Genomic DNA, 17951 nt, shown 5'->3' with positions numbered 1-17951 from the left:
CTGATTAAAATAAAGTTGGCAATAAGATTTTTGAGTCAGCCGTATAATATCTTGATGTAGGTCTGTTGAGAACGAAGACTCAGACTAGTTTAGTCTTGTACACTAGAACAAAGACCTCTTAACTGAAGTCTTTATAGACAAAAATAAAAGCGGCTCCCTTATATAATTTTTAATTTGTTCATGGTTATAGCAGCTAGTGTGATATCGTTCCGGCTTCCCCCTGTTTTAGGCTCTTTTTTGCCCTCCTTGCCTCTAGATAGCCTTTTTTCGACCCAAGGCATCATGGTGATGCTGCTAGCAGCTTATGCTGGTGCTATGTGGCTATTCCTCACCAGTGCGCCTAAAGTGCATACTGTGATGGTGTCCGATCTAGAGATTGCCCGACAATTATACGAAGGGCTACTAGATTTGCCAGCCGCAGAAGTACCACTGCACTACTACTACAACTACGAACAAACTATAGGCGCAACGGGCATAGATCCGCTATATATGTCTACTAGTCCTAGCTGGACTGGCAAGTCAATGAATAATGCCAGTGATGGGCTGTGGTATCAATTGAAGAAGAATACTCAACTGCACGTAATTACAGGTGCAAGTTTGGGTGTAAAAAATCAGCAACGTCACGTTTGCTTCGACCGTGACTGTTTAGAAATGGTTTTGATGCGGGTAGAAACACGCGGTTTAAAATTTAAGATTCGTAACCAGAAGCCTCTAAATTTTCTAGTCAAGGATTATGAAGGGCGGGTGATAGAAATAGCTGAAGTGGCCAATTAGTCATTGGTTATTAGTCATTTGTTAGAAATAAGGTGCGTTATGGTTTTGCCAAACGCACCTTAATTTGTTTTTTATGGGTAGTTATTTATCTGATTTTAGATGAGTGATTGCAAAAAAATAGGATGGCGATCGCCTGACCAAATTAATAAAAATAGGATAATTGATAATTGAGGATTTTACATGACATACTTCACACACTGAACTGAGTATAGTTACAGTGTGGGCTTCTTAACTAATCCGGCTATTGCTTAGGAGGCTTTGACTTTGCTTTGTGCTTCTTTGGGTGCGATCGCTTTTGACATTTTTGAATATTTCAAAATTTTCCTCGAAATGCAAGGACAGTTAAGAAAATTACTTGACTGGCGCAAACATAATCTTTGTTGCTTATAGTAAAGTTTGTGCAGGTGTCGTTTAACGCCTTCATTTTTCCTCTAGGTCGGCTTCTAGTTCTTATGCAACCTCGGCAAAGCGTTACTGAAATTTTTTCGACTTTTGTGCAATTCGATGCCGATCGCTTCAGTGGTTGGGCGACGGAATCACGATTGCGTCGTAGCATCCTCGGTTGTCTGAAGCACACGCCAAAGGAAACTTCGGAATATTTTTGGGCTTTATATTGGTATAAGTTTTGGCAGATTCCGGAAACTCAACCTCTGGCGAAGCAACATCTGGCTGCTTATTTGCAAGAACCTTGTTATTGGATATCCCAAAAAACAGCCGCTAGTTTTGTCAGTACGCAATATAGGTTATCTGATTGTTTCCAAGTAGCGATCGCCCAAGTTGATCGAGTCCTGAAAGGTTTCGATCCCAGTCAAAGCAGTACCCTGAAAAACTACGCCAGTATTATTTTTGGTAGTGCAATCCGCGAAACTTTACGCCAACGTCAAGAAGTCGATATCTGTACTGATTGGGGTCTGTTACGCAAAATCAGCCAGAAGCGCTTGTATGAGTCTTTACAAAACAGTGGTTTATCCTCAACGGAGATCCCTGCCTATATCCTTGCTTGGAATTGCTTCAAAACTTTGTATGTCCCCACCAAGGCGGCTAACTCTCGCCAACTGTCTCGACCAGATGATACTACTTGGGAGGCGATCGCCAAAGCTTACAATTCCCAAAGCCACCAACCCGCTAATCCCCAAGATATGGAAAAGTGGTTATTAAATGCAGCGAAAGCAGCCCGTAAGTATCTTTATCCCACCCCAGATTCTCTCAATGTATCTAAGGGTGCTGATGATTCATTTGAGTTACTAGATAATCTCCCAGGGACAGAACAGCCATCCCTAATTCAGGAAATTATTGCCCAAGAAGAAGAACAAGCCAGAAGTTCTCAACAAACGGAAATTTATCAAGTCTTAGTTGAGGCGATCGCTCAACTCGACACGCAACTACAACAAATACTGCAACTATACTACGAGCAAAAACTCAATCAAGATGGCATTGCTCAACAATTAGAGATCAAACAGTACACTGTTTCCCGGCGATTAACCAAAGCCAAGGAAACTTTACTGCGGTCTGTAGCTAGCTGGAGTCAAGACATACTGCATATTTCCCTGACTTCAGACATACTCAAAGCTATGAGTACATTAATAGAAGACTGGTTACAGAATTACTACAATGTCTCTAATACATAAAAAATGCTAAAACAGTCGAAAATTAACTATTAATAAAGAATTGGAGATTTTCACGTCTGTTCGGGAAACAGCAATTTTCCCAGCTTGCCCCAAACCCAGCCAAAGAAATCCCCGGAGTAAACCCTATGACTGCTAACCCCACAGTATTCACCTTTGCTGACTCGACAGACCTGATTTTAGAAATCCCTGACTCTACAACAGCAAGTATTGACAGCCAGTTATTTTCTCATCCTTACTCAGGTTATCAAGCTTATATCAACGAACTTTGCCTGAGAGCAGTCTTGCCGTGGTTACAGGAAGACTTTTCCACACAGGCAAAGGTGTGGCCATCCACCATGACTCTAGCCAGTCTTTGGGAACTAGTGAATGGAACCGCAGTCACAATTGACGGAAAGAGATTTATTTTGGTTCCCAGTGAAAATATTGATCACAGCGAATTGCGTGTGCAGCAAGAATGGGTAGATTTACCAACCTGGGCAGGGGATTATTATTTAGCGGTGCAAGTAGATGGGGAATATGTAGAAGTTTGGGGCTACTGTACCCATACGCAACTGAAGAATCAAGGCCAATATGATCCAGGCGATCGCACCTATTCGTTAGATATAACTGATATTGTTAAAGATCTCGGTGTGTTAGCTGTAGCGCAGGATTTATGCCCTGATGAAGTCACACGTAATGCCCTAGCTGCATTACCAAACCTACCCCAGGAACAAGCCCAAAATCTCATCACCCGTTTAAGCAATCCAGAAATCATTAACCCCCGGTTAGCCATCCCTTTTCAACTATGGGGCGCATTAATTGAACATGGCGGCTGGCGGCAAAGTTTATATGAACGCCGTTTGGGACTGCCTGAGCAGAGATTGGTACTACAATGGTTGCAAAGTGGTGTGTCTCAAGTAGCACAGAATATGGGTTGGGGACGCTTGAATTTACAATTAAGTGCGGCTGGGGCTAGGAGTGTAGAAGATAGACAAGCGGGTGTCACCTTGTCTCGCCGATTAACCATTGCTGGTCAACTATACGAACTGTTGATTACACCACAAGGTGAACCAGACGCATCTTATTGGCGCTTTGAATTACGGAATGCAACCGTAGGTGCAGTTATTCCCGGTGGCTTTAAACTCCGACTCCTCACAGAAGACCTACAGTCATTTCCCAATAATGAAGATATTGCCACAAATGCTGTAGAACAACTCTACGTTGAAGTTGCTTTAGAGGCTGGAGAAGGCATAGTATGGGAAATTGAACCGCTACCGGAAAATTATGACCGAGAAATTCTCAAATTTTAAGCTGTTTTGGGGCTTTTTTTATTGATAATGTGGATAAGCATTCTTTCTCAATCCACATGAGATAAAAAACCATGAGATTACAACACAACAAACAAATGCGGGTCTGGGCGATGTTGTGTCATTTCTCAGCTTTATTCGCGTGGTTACTTTTATTCTTTGTAGTATTTTTAGGCGTTCCTCTATTTTTACCATTAAATATTTTGATCCCCTTCTTAGTCTGGAAATCTAGAAAAGTCAAATATCCCTGGGTTGATTTCCAAGGTAAAGAATCGTTAAATTTTCAGATTTCTTTGACTTTCTATATCGTCTTTGTCATAGCTATCTCATTACTATTAGTTTTAGCTAGTTGTAGCATTGCAGTCACTACTAATGGTGAAATAAATCAAGTTAGTACAGTTTTAGACAGCTTATTATTTATTTGGATGTATTTCACTGTAGCCTTACTACTATTGCAACTATTTTTAGTAACTTTTGCTGCCACAAAAGCTTACAATGGTGAACATTATCGCTATCCTTTGACAATGCGAGTTTTAAGGTAAGTTGCAGGGACTGGGGACTGGGGACATAAGATATTTTTTCTCCGTATCCACTTATCATTATTTATACATATATTGCGGAAGTGAAAATTCCCTAAAAGCGTTAATCTAAGATTCCGTTGCTAGATAAAATCTGGCTCACAAGAAATCCCAGGGGAAGATTGTGGGCTAGCGCTGGGAGAGAGTTATGTCCTTTGTACCTTTACATATTCATAGTGATTACAGCCTGCTGGATGGGGCTAGTCAGCTACCTGAGTTGATTGATCAAGCGATCGCCTTGGGTATGAAAGCGATCGCTGTTACCGATCACGGTGTCATGTATGGTGCTATTGAACTACTGAAAATTTGCCGCAGTAAAAATATTAAGCCCATCATTGGCAACGAAATGTATATCCTGAACGGCGACCTGGAAAAACAAGAACGTGGTCGCCCTAAATATCATCAAGTTGTTTTAGCTAAAAATACTAAAGGTTACAAAAATTTAGTCAAATTAACGACAATCTCTCACCTCCAAGGTGTGCAAGGTAAAGGTATTTTTTCTCGCCCTTGTATTAATAAAGATTTGCTCAAAGAGTATCATGAAGGCTTAATTGTTACCAGTGCTTGTTTAGGTGGAGAAATTCCCCAAGCAATTCTTAGCAACAGACCAGATGCAGCGCGGAAAGTTGCCAAGTGGTATAAAGATGTTTTTGGTGATGATTTTTATTTAGAAATTCAAGACCACGGTTCACAAGAAGACCGTATTGTCAACGTAGAAATTATTAAAATTGCCCGTGAGTTAGAGATTAAATTTGTTGCTACCAATGATTCCCATTACATTTCTTGCTTTGATGTAGAAGCACACGACGCATTGCTATGTATTCAAACTGGCAAGCTAATTAGTGAAGATAAGCGAATGCGGTATAGCGGTACAGAATATCTCAAATCTGGTGAAGAGATGAAGTTGCTATTCCGCGACCACTTAACCGATGATGTAATTGCAGAGGCGATCGCCACCACTGAAGAAGTTGCGGATAAAGTCGAGCCTTACCATATTATGGGTGAGCCTCGCATTCCCAACTACCCAATTCCTTCAGGTCATACTCCTGATACTTATGTTGAAGAAGTTGCATGGCAAGGACTATTGGAGAAACTCAATCGTAAATCCCGCAACGAAGTCGAGCCAGTCTACAGAGAAAGGCTAGAATATGAACTCAAAATGTTGCAACAAATGGGATTCTCCAGCTACTTTTTAGTAGTTTGGGACTACATCAAATTTGCTAGAGATAATAATATCCCTGTGGGGCCTGGTCGGGGTTCGGCGGCTGGTTCCTTAGTAGCATACACAATGGGAATTACTAACATTGATCCGGTACATCATGGGTTACTCTTCGAGCGATTTTTGAACCCAGAACGTAAATCCATGCCTGATATCGATACAGATTTCTGTATTGAACAACGGGATAAAGTAATTGAATATGTAACAGATAAATATGGAAAAGAAAGAGTCGCCCAAATCATTACTTTTAACCGTCTAACTTCCAAAGCAGTGTTAAAAGATGTCGCCAGAGTGTTAAACATTCCCTATGGGGAATCCGACAAAATGGCAAAATTAATTCCTGTAGTCCGGGGTAAACCCACCAAACTGAAGGTGATGATTTCCGATGCTACCCCGGAACCAGAGTTTAAAGAAAAATATGATAACGACCCCAGAGTTCGCCATTGGTTGGATATGGCGATGCGAATCGAAGGGACTAACAAAACCTTTGGTGTTCACGCTGCCGGTGTAGTTATTTCTGCTGATCCATTGGATGAAATCGTCCCACTGCAAAAAAATAATGATGGGTCTGTCATTACTCAATATTTCATGGAAGATCTGGAATCAATGGGTTTGTTAAAAATGGACTTCTTAGGCTTAAAAAACCTGACGATGATCCAAAAAACCATTGACTTGATTGAAGAAAAACATGGTTTTAGAATTGACCCTTACGAAATCACCAGTCAAGAACGTAAAGCACAAAAAATCTTAGCTAAAGGTGAATATAAAACTCTGCCAAAAGATGTCCAAAAGACCTATGAATTGTTGGAATCTGGTGAATTAGAAGGCATATTTCAATTAGAATCTTCAGGGATGAAACAGATAGTAAGAGATTTGAAGCCTTCTAATATTGAAGATATTTCTTCTATCTTGGCACTTTACAGACCAGGCCCTCTAGATGCTGGATTAATTCCTAAGTTTATTAACCGTAAACATGGGCGGGAAAATATCGATTATGAAAGCCAGCTTTTAGAACCAATATTAAATGAAACCTATGGAATCATGGTCTATCAGGAGCAAATCATGAAAATTGCTCAAGATATGGCTGGTTATACCTTAGGACAAGCCGACTTGCTGCGCCGTGCGATGGGTAAAAAGAAAGTTTCGGAGATGCAGAAGCAGCAAGAAAAATTTATTGATGGTTCAACTAAAAATGGTGTGAAAAAGCAAGTAGCTGAGAAGCTATTTGATGATATGTTGAAATTTGCCGAATATTGTTTAAGTTATGATACAGAAGTTTTAACAGTTGAATATGGATTTGTCCCCATTGGCGAGATTGTAGAGAAAGGTATTGAGTGTAGTGTATTTAGCATTAATAATAATGGTATTGTTTACACTCAACCCATTGCTCAATGGCATCATCGCGGTAAACAAGAAGTATTTGAATATTGCTTAGAAGATGGGTCAATAATTAAGGCAACAAAAGACCACAAATTTATGACTCAAGATGGCAAGATGTTGCCAATTGATGAAATATTTGAACAAGAGTTGGACTTGTTGCAAGTGAAGGGTTTACCAGAGTAATTCATCTATGCGTCAGCCTGTGAATTTTGACAGACTGTGGGTGTTGAGATCCCCGACTTTTTAAAAAGTCGGGGATCTACGACCTATCATAATGCGCTGCGCTCCACCCAACCTACGTCTAATGTACGACTTTAGTCCAGTCACACCACTACAAATAGGAAAAAGAATTAAGAACTACCACCAAATACGATTTCCGTTCTCATCTACTCTAGCTTGACGAATTACATCAGAAATTTCTTCAGCATCTTTGACGTGATGTAATGCTTTTTGTTCACCATTAGGTTCGTCAACAACAAAGTAGGTAGGTACTTTAATATGATCACCTGTGATGTCTGGTGCATCTACAGCCACCTTCTTGGCTTTCTCTTCAATAGATTGGGGTTCGTCGGCAATTCTATCTCCTGGGTTTGCTGTTAAGTTTCTTTCTTTGGCAGTTGGTTCCTCGCGGGAATGCCAATCTTTACTTACTGGTTGTTTAATTTCTTTTGCTTGATTATTTTGATTTTCTAGATTTTCGTTAGTCATGGCTATTTCGATGATTAAAATATTTTTTGTTTACTAACACACTCTAAAAAATCAAATGTTAATTGAGTTCCTTCCCTAGTGATACTTTTCTATTTTGGTGACAATTACATATCTAAGGATATATCTCAGCTTATACATTTAGATGTAACCTCAGACTTGAGAAAGACAAGCCAAGAAATATTCATTTCTTTAGTAGGGTGGGCAATGCCCACCTGCTCATGGTTTTGGTGGGCATTGCCCACCCTACAGATACTGGGAATTTTATGCGCTAGCGCAGGCTACGCCAACAGGAATCAAATCGGATCTCTATATACATTTAGATGTGACCTTAGACTTGAAAAAAACAAGCCGAAAAATATTTATTGCTTGAGTTCAAAGGGTGTATATTTTCCACCCAAGGCTTCTACGATAGTGCGTGTATTCGCTTCCATCATTTTGATATAGGAATCACCATTACTTCCTTTAGCACCGATGGAATCAGAGTAGAGTTGATTTGGTGCTAGTTTTATCCCTGCTTCTTCGGCAACAGTTTTAATTAAAGTGGGATTAATTGTAGTTTCGGCAAAAATTGCAGGTACACCGATATTCTTAATCGAGTCTACCAATCTTTTAACTGTTTGGGCGCTTGGCTGTTCTTCGGTGCTAATGCCAATTAAAGTCCCAGCGATCGCCAACCCATAAGCTCGTCCATAATATTGAAAAGCATCGTGGGTTGTTATTAGTTTGCGTTTATCAGGCGGAATTGTCTGTATCTGCTGATTAATCCAGCTATGCAACTGTTTTAATTCATCTGTAAGCTGTGATGCCCTCTGAGTATATTTTTCTCTATCTTTAGGGGATAACTCAATTAAAGCATCTCGAATAGCATTAACCATAGCCACAGCATTTTCTGCACTCCCCCAAACGTGAGGATCTGGCACTACTTCACCTTTACCTTTATCTAACTGCAATGGTTTGACAACTTCTCCCACTGCTAACTTTCTGGCTTTACTACCAGCAGCATTCATTAACTTAATCAACCCTGGTTCTAAATTGTAACCGTTATACAGAATCAAGTCAGCCTTTTCTAAAACTCTGCTGTCGGCTGGTACTGGTTCGTAAACATGAGGATCTGTCCCTGGCTTTAGTATTCCAGTTAATTGAATTTCTTCTCCCCCAACTTCCTGTGCTAAATCAGCAATGATGGTACTAGTTGCTACTACTTGCGGCTTACCATCTGCGTTCGCAGGAGTACGGCTAGAGTCGACTGAGGCACATCCACCTATCAAAAGTCCCACAAATACGACTAATACAGATTGCCAGCAAAATCTGGCTTTTGAGTGAGTGATTGCATTCATCAGACTGTTATAGTTATTTTCATATTTTTCTCATTTTTTAAGTTACATTATTTTCATAATCTTTTCATTTTTTACGTCTCGGAAATGACACCATGCAAATTGCGAACTTTTCCTTAGCAACTAATTCCATGCGGGAACCAGTGGATACCTCAACAGCAACAGCAGCAATTAATATCTCCCATCTAGGGGTACACTACCGTACACAAGAAGCCTTGCGGGATGTTAACTGTATTGTCAAACCGGGACGAATCACGGGAATATTTGGCCCTAACGGCGCTGGTAAAAGCACTCTTATGAAAGCAATGTTAGGCTTGGTTCCCGTTAGCAGTGGTAGGGTACTATACCAGAACAAACCCCTCATGCAGCAATTAGGGAAAGTTGCTTACGTTCCCCAACGTAGCCAAATTGACTGGACTTATCCCGCCACAGTTTGGGATGTGGTGATGATGGGAAGGGTAAAAAAGACAGGCTGGTTACGTAGTTTCTCGGCTGTGAGTCGCCAAGTTGCCAAGAATGCCTTAGAACGAGTGGGAATGTTGGATTATTGCGATCGCCCCATAGGACAATTATCCGGGGGACAACAACAACGGGTATTTTTAGCGAGGGCTTTAGCACAACAAGCAGACATATTCTGTTTTGATGAACCCTTGGTAGGTATCGATCAAAAAACCCAAGCAGTTATTTTTGAGGTTTTCCATGAACTAGCTGCGGCTAACAAAATTGTATTGGTAGTTAACCACGACTTAGGCGAATCTATCAGCCATTTCGATGATTTAGTCTTGCTTAACCGTGAATTAATCGCCACAGGTTCCCGTCAACAAGTACTCACAGAAGACAACCTGCACCAAGCTTACGGCGGTAAAGTCATCTACTTCTCTGATGCAGCTTAAAGAGGGACTGGGGATTAGAGACTAGGAAATATGAGGAGAGACAATAACAACTGACTAATGACTAAATATCTATGTTAGAAGCTTTAATTGAACCGTTGCAATATGGCTTTATGCAGCGATCGCTTGTGATTGCTATTTTAGTGGGTTTGTTGTGTGCGGTTGTTGGTAGTTACTTGATGGTGCAAAGATTAGCGCTGTTGGGTGATGCTATCAGTCACTCAGTTTTGCCAGGACTAGCGATCGCTTTCATGGTAGGCGCTAACATATTTGTGGGAGCATTTATTGCTGGGGTTTTGAGTACGATAGCGATCGCTTGGATTAGGACGCGATCGCCCATCAAAGAAGATGCTGCAATGGGTATAGTATTTTCAGCATTCTTTGCCTTGGGTATTACATTGATTACCGTTGTTCAAAAAGATAATAAAATCGACCTCAATCACTTTCTCTTTGGTAATATCCTTGGCGTGACTGTTGATGAGGTGCGTGATACCGCCATCATCGCCGCTATTGTTTTAACGGTCGTAATTTTGTTATATAAAGAACTACTATTTTACACCTTCGATCCTTTAGGCGCTCAAGCCGCAGGCTTACCAGTAAATCGCTTAAACTTTGGTTTAATGCTACTGATTGCCTTAACAATTGTCGCCAGCATGAAAGCAGTAGGCGTAATCTTAGTACTATCACTGTTAATTACACCAGGTGCAACCGCTTACCTATTAGTGAAACGCCTACACCAAGTCATGATTTTAGGCGCAGGGATAGGCGTTTTTTCCAGCATTAGCGGTATGTATCTGAGTTACTTTTATAATTTACCTTCCGGCCCAGCGATCGTTTTAGTAGTTTCAGGACTATTCCTATTGGCATTGTTATTCAGCCCCAAACATGGGATTTTAATCCCCACCGTATATCAAAAATAAATTACCAGTTCCCTCCACCTTCTCACACTTGCCTGCAACTCCTTCGACAACCAACCATCAAACTGTGGATATACTGGCAAACGTGGTACTAACTCCCAACCCACAGGCTGTAAAATTTCTCTCAATTCCTCCGCCTGAAGATGAGGATAATCAGGATTCACTTCATCTTTCGGCCCAATTCCCCCTAAATCTCTTGCACCAGCTTCTACACAAGCCACTAACCATTGCTCATCTTGAACTAAATTCGGTGGAATTTGAATTGTAATATCTGGCGGTAAAATCTGCCGTGCTTTGGCAATAACTTCTGGTAGCTGATGCGGATTAAAAGCAGGTGCATCAAATGTCTGCTGATTTCCTGGGCTGTGGGGTTGTAAAATAACTTCTTGAATATGATGGTAACGCTGATGTAACTTCGATATAGTTTCCAATGTCTCCCAGCAATCATCTATACCTTCCCCAATTCCCAACAGCAAACCTGTTGTAAAGGGAATTTGCAAATCTCCCGCCCACTCTAATTGTTGCAACCTGAGTTCTGGTAACTTACTTGGTGCGTGACGATGGACTGTTTCTAATAATTTTGGTGTTAACTGTTCCAACATCAAACCCATTGAAACATTGACGCTTTTCAATTCCTGCATCTCTGCGAAACTCAAAGGCCCGGCATTGGTATGTGGGAGAAAACCCGATGTTAAGGCTAGTTTACATAAATCATAGATTCTCTGGAACCATGCCTGACGCTTTGGTGAATGGGGGTGTACCTCTCCACTAAGGATCAGAATTTCACAGACTTGCTCATTTTGCAGCCGTTGGAAAATATCTTCTGCTGCTGATAGGGTCATCCACGAACTTTCGCCTGGGTCGGTGCGAAAATTGCAGTAGGTACAACGATTGAAACACTCATAGGTAGGAACAATCGTATATGCAGGACTATAAGTGGCGATACCGTTGGTCGGCTTTCCTACGGCAGGCTTTGTGGATACTGAGGCACAAGTAGATTTGGCAACTGTCATAAAACAGATTTTCCTCAAGAAATGTAACCATTTTTCGAGCCGTATTCAGCGAAACTCATTTTTATTTACACCCAAAACTATTGTAAACAGTGCTTTTCAGCGTTAGTGACCATATTTTGTAAAGTTTTTTTCTCAAAACACTTTACAAAACGAAATAATTACTGTTAATGTATGTAACAGGTGGAAACGCCTACAACATACATACAACCAACGTAATCATAAAAACATGACCGCAACCTTACAACAGCGCAAAAGCGCCAACGTATGGGAACAGTTCTGCGAGTGGATTACCAGCACCAACAACCGTCTATACATCGGTTGGTTCGGCGTACTAATGATCCCCACCTTGCTAGCTGCAACCACCTGCTTCATCATCGCCTTCATCGCTGCACCCCCAGTAGACATCGACGGCATCCGTGAACCAGTAGCAGGTTCCCTAATCTACGGAAACAACATCATCTCCGGTGCAGTTGTTCCATCCTCCAACGCCATCGGCTTGCACTTCTACCCAATTTGGGAAGCAGCATCCCTAGACGAGTGGTTGTACAACGGTGGCCCTTACCAATTGGTAATTTTCCACTTCCTAACTGGCGTATTCTGCTACTTAGGACGTGAATGGGAACTATCCTACCGCTTAGGAATGCGTCCTTGGATCTGCCTAGCATTCTCTGCACCAGTAGCAGCAGCAACCGCAGTATTCTTGATCTACCCAATCGGACAAGGTTCCTTCTCAGATGGTATGCCCTTGGGTATCTCCGGCACATTCAACTTCATGATCGTGTTCCAAGCAGAACACAACATCTTGATGCACCCCTTCCATATGTTGGGTGTAGCTGGTGTATTCGGTGGTTCCTTGTTCTCTGCAATGCACGGTTCCTTGGTAACCTCTTCCTTAGTTCGTGAAACAACCGAAAACGAATCACAAAACTACGGTTACAAATTCGGACAAGAAGAAGAAACCTACAACATCGTTGCTGCACACGGTTACTTCGGTCGCTTAATTTTCCAATACGCATCCTTCAACAACAGCCGTCAACTGCACTTCTTCCTAGCTGCATGGCCTGTAATCGGTATCTGGTTTACCGCGTTGGGTGTAAGCACAATGGCGTTCAACTTGAACGGTTTCAACTTCAACCAATCCATCATCGACTCACAAGGTCGTGTAATCAATACCTGGGCTGACATCATCAACCGCGCTAACTTGGGTATGGAAGTAATGCACGAGCGTAACGCTCACAACTTCCCTCTAGATTTGGCTGCTGGTGAAGTTGCTCCTGTTGCAATAAGCGCTCCTGCTATCAACGGTTAATTCTGAATTCTTAATTCAATAAAAAAGCGTCTCCTGCAAAGGTGGCGCTTTTTTGCTTTAAATATTCTCTTTAAATATTTTTTAGTAGCGACTGTCTTGAAAGTCAAGCGATCGTTAACAAAAACCGGGACTCTGAACATTGACGCAACTGGGGAACGCTGCGCTAGATTCTGCGGTGGCTGGTACGGGCAAAAAGACTTGTGGCTCTTGGCTAAGATGGTAGCAGCCCGCACCAGCCACTCCGCTTCGCCGCAGAATCTTCCCCAGTTGCTGGATTTCCCGTGAAGATAAAAAAGAGCATCAAAAATTGACCCAAATGCGGCAATAGGATCATCAGGGAGAGTATTTCCAAGTATAAAAACGGTCAATTGTGATTAAGCGTTGGGAATGGGTTGTAAGTTGTCAGTAACACGCCAAGGTAAATTATCCCGAACCATTGCATTTAAAATGACTAACATTTTATGAACGCAAGCAGTGAGAGCTAATTTTTTCGATTTACCACGTTCGACAAGACGCTCATAAAAGGCCTTGATAACCGGATTATGACGCATAGCAACAACAGCACCCATATAAAGAGTGGCACGAACATGAGCGCGACCGCCATTAATCATGCGCTTACCTTTGTGTTGACCACTATCATGATTGATAGGTGCAACACCAACTAAGCGAGAAATTTGTTTGGCAGTGAGTTGACCGAGTTCTGGCAAATCAGAAACCAGAGTTGTCGAAATAACTTGGCCAATACCAGGAGTAGTTTTGAGTAAATTAACTTTTTCAATCCATTGTTGATTGTTTTGAGTTAATTGCTCAATTTCTTGATTGAGTTGTTTGAGACGTTCGTCAAGATATTCAATGTGTGCTTCAATATCTGCCAATGCTTTACCACGGGCGCGTGAGCGTCGATTTTTTTCAGCAGTTTGCATCTCAACTAATTGTCTTCGACGACTAATTAATTCTCCTAATTGACGAGATGCTTGTGACTCAATGTTTAACACTTGAGGTTTCATTGCTTCCCCAAAGTGTGCCAATATTTGTGCATCGATAGCATCTGTTTTGGCGAGTTTACCAGTGGCTTTGGCAAAATTTCGTCCTTGACGTGGATTGATTAATGCTACTGGTAGCATTGCTGCCTGTAGTTGAATGACCAGTTCTGTTTCTAATCCTCCGGTTGCTTCTAGTACGATGAGGTTCAAATCATAAAATTTTAATTGTTCAACTAAATTAAATATTTCTAGTTCTGTATTAGCAAACTTCAATGCTTTACCGATGGGACGGATATAAACATCGAGGGTCGCTTTGCTCACGTCAATGCCTACCCACACAGAGATGTTTTCCATTTTTGAATCTCAACTATTTTGTCAAGAAGTTTTTAATTCATCCCCTTGATTTCACTCATCCTTGCCCGATGCGGACTGTATACTTTAAATGTCAGTAGTTTAAAGCTTTGACCCCGGCGACTGTTCGAGTTCTGTCAAAGAGATTGTTGTGGTGACCCATGCTACAAAGCGGTCTTTAATGACCTAGGGTGCGACGGTCTACCACTTCTTTTAATATACAAGGGTGCGTCAGTATGAATATTTTCTTGGTGCAGCTAGGTTTTCTCGCAAGTAGCGCACCCTACGTTTTAGATATTTTTTTATCTGGAAGTTCCTTATATCTACCTATATATAGATTGACGAACCCGGTGTCATATTTATTAGAATAAGTGCCTACGGTAAAGGTAATGAAAATAAAAAATAACTGACACACTCAGCACATTCACATTAGCCAATTTATGTGTATTTCTTCGGGATGTAATTTTGGTAATCAAAATTATGCTCTATCTAATTGCTGAGATTTTCTTATATCTTTAGCTTCGTATTTATTCAGTGGGTAAAAATGTATTTATATCTTCAGTAATATTTCGTATTTTCAAGGACTATTGCCAACAGAATAAATCGTCAGAAAAACCTTAAATAGACTATTTCAAGATGTTACAGTATTGACGAATTTAGATTGTTGGGGTTAATAATTAATATGTATAAATGTCGAACAAAAAATTTTAAATACTTGCCTCTTAACCCGAAGTTAACCAATGACAACCAATTATATCTAGGAACCATAACAAATCAATGACTAGAATAAATGGAAAATGTTTACCATCAACTTTGTAACAAAATTAGCAAGTTAAAAATGACAATTATGATACTTGCCAAATTGGCTCATGTTTTCAAAAGCTACACAATTGACAGTAGAAAATAGCTAAAATAGTATAGAAACTCTCACCAAGAGAGCAAACTTACCAGAATTTTGATTGACTTTAAACTTTGTATGAATTCAGATAGCCAGTCTGCCAGTCCTTCCGACACGTACTCCCATCGTTTGGCAGATATTGTGGGAACAATAATCGCTTTAGTAACTCTTACCCTACCTGTGTTCGTGATCGGACACTATTCAGGTGATGTCTCGAATAATCAGCAACCGATGATTTATCAATCCCAACAAGGGGAGGATTAGAGACTGCTGCGTGATGAGAGTTCATCAGCCCAAAGCTGTAAATTTGCGTATAATTTACCCAACCAATTTTAGCAAATCTGCGCTCTCAGCCTGAGTTTGAGTGATATATACTCAAATGTAAGGAAAAGTTTCTTTTCCCTGGGTAGAAATATCTTTAATAACTCTAGCAGCGTTGTGATATTTTTCCACAGCGCTTTTTTCATAGGAGGCAGGGGGAAGAATATCTGACTCAGCATTTAGATAAATACTTTGGGAAGAAGTCCATCTTGGCCATAAAATTCTACACGGGGAGTATGTCCCCAATGCACTTAATAGTTAAGACAGGAGTTTTTTGTGGACTTATCCCGTATTCCAGCACAACCCAAACCAGGTGTCATCAATATTCTGATTGAAATTGCTGGTGGTAGTCAAAATAAATACGAATTTGATAAAGACCTGGAAGCCTTTGCTCTAGACCGAGTGTTGTATTCTTCGGTTAAGTATCCTTATGATTATGGTTTTGTCCCGAATACCTTAGCTGATGATGGCGATCCCCTGGATGGTATGGTAATTATTGATGAGCCAACCTTTCCTGGTTGTGTCATCGCGGCCAGACCAATTGGCTTTTTGGAAATGATTGATGGTGGCGATCGCGATGAGAAAATTTTAGCAGTACCTGACAAAGACCCCCGCTACGCTCACGTAAAATCTTTGAATGACGTAGCCCCACATCGCTTGGATGAAATAGCTGAGTTTTTCCGTAGTTACAAAAATTTAGAAAAAAAAGTAACTCAAATCCTCGGTTGGCAAGATGTTGATCAAGTGAAAGCTCTAGTTGACCAATCCATTAAAGCTTACAAGTAATAATGGGGAGTAGGGATTGGGGACTGGGGATTGGGGATTGGGGATTGGGCGGAAAATATTGCAGTCAGTTCTTCCCCTACCTCCCCTGCTCCCTGCTTCTTCTCCTACCCCTTACTACTAAATTAACTAAGTGCAACAACTGCTGGAGAAATTTTAACCAAAATGCAACGTACCCTCCTTTTGGCAAAAATTCATAATTGCACCCTCACTGGGGCAAACATCAATTATGTGGGTAGTATCAGCATCGATCAAATCTTATTAGATAAATCTGGCATCTTGCCTTATGAACAAGTGCAAGTAGTGAATAATGCCAATGGACAACGTTTCATTACTTATGCGATCCCGGCTCCAGCGCATTCGGGAATTATTGAACTAAATGGGGCTGCCGCCCGTCTAGGCATTATAGGCGATCGCGTGATTATAATGACTTACGGGCAGTTTACATCTGAGGAGTTAAAAAGTTACACTCCAACGGTAGTCATTGTAGATGAAAAAAACCGACCTTTAGAAGTGCGGCGCTACGATGACCTGCTCAGTCAGGTCTAAATTCAAAGAAAATGACAAATCTTGAGCTGTCAGGTTCCCAAAGCTACCTAAATGATGAGTCTACTGCTAACCTAAGTAGTCTCGCTGGTAAATTTCTCGTGCAGTTCTGGGGGGTTAGGGGATTAATTCCTACCCCAAGCAGTAATACTAGCCGTTATGGGGGTAATACTGCTTGTGTAGAAATGCAGGTGGCTGGTAAACGCCTAATTTTTGATGGTGGTACGGGTTTACGGATATTGGGTAAAGCTTGGCAGCACTTACAACAGCCGCTAGAAGCCCATTTATTTTTTACCAATTCTCAATCAAACCGCATCCAAGGGTTTCCTTTTTTTGCTCCTGCATTTATTGCCGGAAATTGCTTTCACATTTACGGTGGGGCTGCGTCTAACGGTGCTTCGATTAAACAATGTTTGTGTGATCAAATGCTCCAACCACACTTTCCTTATCCGTTACAGGTGATGCAGTCGGAGTTGCAGTTTTACCCTTTAACTCCTGATAGTGAAGTTAAGTTAGATGATGTCACCATTAGAACAGCATTAATCAATCAAACCCAGCGTTCAATTGGCTATCGTGTTACATGGCAAGAATATAGCGTCGCCTATGTCACGGATTTAAATATGAGTGCTGAACAAGGTGAAAGAGAACAAGTTTTGCAAATTATTCAAGATGTTGATTTGCTGATTGCTAACGCTACCTATACACCGCCAACATCTCACGACCATGAGTCAGTCGATTTACTCTGGCAAGCTGCCGTAGAAATGGCTCAGAAGGCAGGGGTACGAAAGTTAATTATCTCCCACCATCACCCAGATGATCATGATGATTTTCTTGATCAGGTGGAAAAGGAAGTTCAGTCTACCTTTTCTGACGCTTTACTAGCTTGTGAGGGTTTGGCGTTACCTGTTTTTTAAAGAAATTTCAGGGCAATTTCACCAAGGTAGGAAAATCTATATCTAACAATAGTACCAATTCGATGGGAGTTTTGAGAAGGTACTAATATTTGAGTCAATGCAAATATAGTGCTGTACAA

Annotated in this window: 16 protein-coding genes; 12 read left to right on the top strand and 4 right to left on the bottom strand. The window is 41.1% G+C overall.

Annotated features, from left to right (window positions below):
- The first annotated feature begins 180 nt into the window (after positions 1 to 180).
- The 5 genes from ACN222_RS17930 to ACN222_RS17910 all read left to right on the top strand — a co-directional run bounded on the left by ACN222_RS17930 (position 181) and on the right by ACN222_RS17910 (position 7048).
- Positions 181 to 774, top strand: a complete 594-nt coding sequence (locus ACN222_RS17930; protein ID WP_010997731.1) for a hypothetical protein — start codon at positions 181 to 183, stop codon at positions 772 to 774.
- A gap of 452 nt (positions 775 to 1226) precedes the next feature.
- Positions 1227 to 2402 (top strand): sigma-70 family RNA polymerase sigma factor, encoded by a 1176-nt coding sequence (locus tag ACN222_RS17925; protein ID WP_044521815.1) that lies wholly within the window; start codon positions 1227 to 1229, stop codon positions 2400 to 2402.
- 125 nt (positions 2403 to 2527) lie between these two features.
- A complete protein-coding gene (locus tag ACN222_RS17920) occupies positions 2528 to 3691 on the top strand; it encodes a DUF1822 family protein (protein ID WP_010997729.1) in 1164 nt (387 codons plus the stop codon).
- Between the two features lie 71 nt (positions 3692 to 3762).
- The gene (locus ACN222_RS17915) at positions 3763 to 4230 is read left to right on the top strand and encodes a DUF4870 domain-containing protein (protein ID WP_010997728.1); all 468 of its coding nucleotides are present in this window, start codon (positions 3763 to 3765) and stop codon (positions 4228 to 4230) included.
- 184 nt (positions 4231 to 4414) lie between these two features.
- Positions 4415 to 7048, top strand: a complete 2634-nt coding sequence (locus tag ACN222_RS17910) for a trans-splicing intein-formed DNA polymerase III subunit alpha N-terminal partner DnaE-N (RefSeq protein ID WP_010997727.1) — start codon at positions 4415 to 4417, stop codon at positions 7046 to 7048.
- Positions 7049 to 7222: 174 nt separating this feature from the next.
- On the opposite strand, the gene ACN222_RS17905 is transcribed toward ACN222_RS17910, so the two are convergent.
- Positions 7223 to 7573 carry a hypothetical protein gene (locus ACN222_RS17905; protein ID WP_010997726.1) on the bottom strand — a complete coding sequence of 117 codons (351 nt, stop codon included), beginning with the start codon at positions 7571 to 7573 and terminating at the stop codon, positions 7223 to 7225.
- 359 nt (positions 7574 to 7932) lie between these two features.
- Positions 7933 to 8910 (bottom strand): metal ABC transporter substrate-binding protein, encoded by a 978-nt coding sequence (locus tag ACN222_RS17900; protein WP_010997725.1) that lies wholly within the window; start codon positions 8908 to 8910, stop codon positions 7933 to 7935.
- Between the two features lie 92 nt (positions 8911 to 9002).
- Between ACN222_RS17900 and ACN222_RS17895 the strand changes: the two genes are divergently transcribed.
- Positions 9003 to 9800: a metal ABC transporter ATP-binding protein gene (locus tag ACN222_RS17895; RefSeq protein ID WP_010997724.1), complete on the top strand. Its 798-nt coding sequence runs from the start codon at positions 9003 to 9005 to the stop codon at positions 9798 to 9800.
- Between the two features lie 71 nt (positions 9801 to 9871).
- Positions 9872 to 10717: a metal ABC transporter permease gene (locus tag ACN222_RS17890; protein ID WP_010997723.1), complete on the top strand. Its 846-nt coding sequence runs from the start codon at positions 9872 to 9874 to the stop codon at positions 10715 to 10717.
- Here the strand turns inward: ACN222_RS17890 and cofG are convergent.
- Positions 10708 to 11727 (bottom strand): 7,8-didemethyl-8-hydroxy-5-deazariboflavin synthase subunit CofG, encoded by a 1020-nt coding sequence (cofG, locus tag ACN222_RS17885; RefSeq protein ID WP_010997722.1) that lies wholly within the window; start codon positions 11725 to 11727, stop codon positions 10708 to 10710. The genes ACN222_RS17890 and cofG overlap by 10 nt on opposite strands.
- 226 nt (positions 11728 to 11953) lie before the next feature.
- Here cofG and psbA point away from each other — a divergent pair, with 226 nt between their 5' ends.
- Positions 11954 to 13036, top strand: a complete 1083-nt coding sequence (gene psbA, locus ACN222_RS17880) for a photosystem II q(b) protein (protein WP_010997721.1) — start codon at positions 11954 to 11956, stop codon at positions 13034 to 13036.
- Between the two features lie 374 nt (positions 13037 to 13410).
- Here the strand turns inward: psbA and ACN222_RS17875 are convergent, their stop codons facing one another.
- Positions 13411 to 14373 (bottom strand): IS110 family transposase, encoded by a 963-nt coding sequence (locus ACN222_RS17875; protein WP_010994426.1) that lies wholly within the window; start codon positions 14371 to 14373, stop codon positions 13411 to 13413.
- A gap of 973 nt (positions 14374 to 15346) precedes the next feature.
- Here ACN222_RS17875 and ACN222_RS17870 point away from each other — a divergent pair.
- From ACN222_RS17870 to ACN222_RS17855, 4 genes are all read left to right on the top strand, one after another.
- Positions 15347 to 15532 carry a hypothetical protein gene (locus ACN222_RS17870; protein ID WP_044521809.1) on the top strand — a complete coding sequence of 62 codons (186 nt, stop codon included), beginning with the start codon at positions 15347 to 15349 and terminating at the stop codon, positions 15530 to 15532.
- 333 nt (positions 15533 to 15865) lie between these two features.
- The gene (locus ACN222_RS17865) at positions 15866 to 16375 is read left to right on the top strand and encodes an inorganic diphosphatase (RefSeq protein ID WP_010997720.1); all 510 of its coding nucleotides are present in this window, start codon (positions 15866 to 15868) and stop codon (positions 16373 to 16375) included.
- A 162-nt stretch (positions 16376 to 16537) separates the two neighbouring features.
- Complete coding sequence (panD, locus tag ACN222_RS17860) at positions 16538 to 16921, top strand: aspartate 1-decarboxylase (protein ID WP_010997719.1); 384 nt, start codon at positions 16538 to 16540, stop codon at positions 16919 to 16921.
- 11 nt (positions 16922 to 16932) lie between these two features.
- A complete protein-coding gene (locus ACN222_RS17855) occupies positions 16933 to 17832 on the top strand; it encodes an MBL fold metallo-hydrolase (protein ID WP_010997718.1) in 900 nt (299 codons plus the stop codon).
- The last annotated feature ends 119 nt before the right edge of the window (positions 17833 to 17951 follow it).

It is taken from the genome of Anabaena sp. FACHB-595 (assembly GCF_048568275.1).
Classification (GTDB): Bacteria; Cyanobacteriota; Cyanobacteriia; order Cyanobacteriales; family Nostocaceae; genus Trichormus.
The sequence above is the reverse complement of the archived record's forward strand: the minus strand, read 5'-3'. Positions and strand labels throughout refer to the sequence as shown.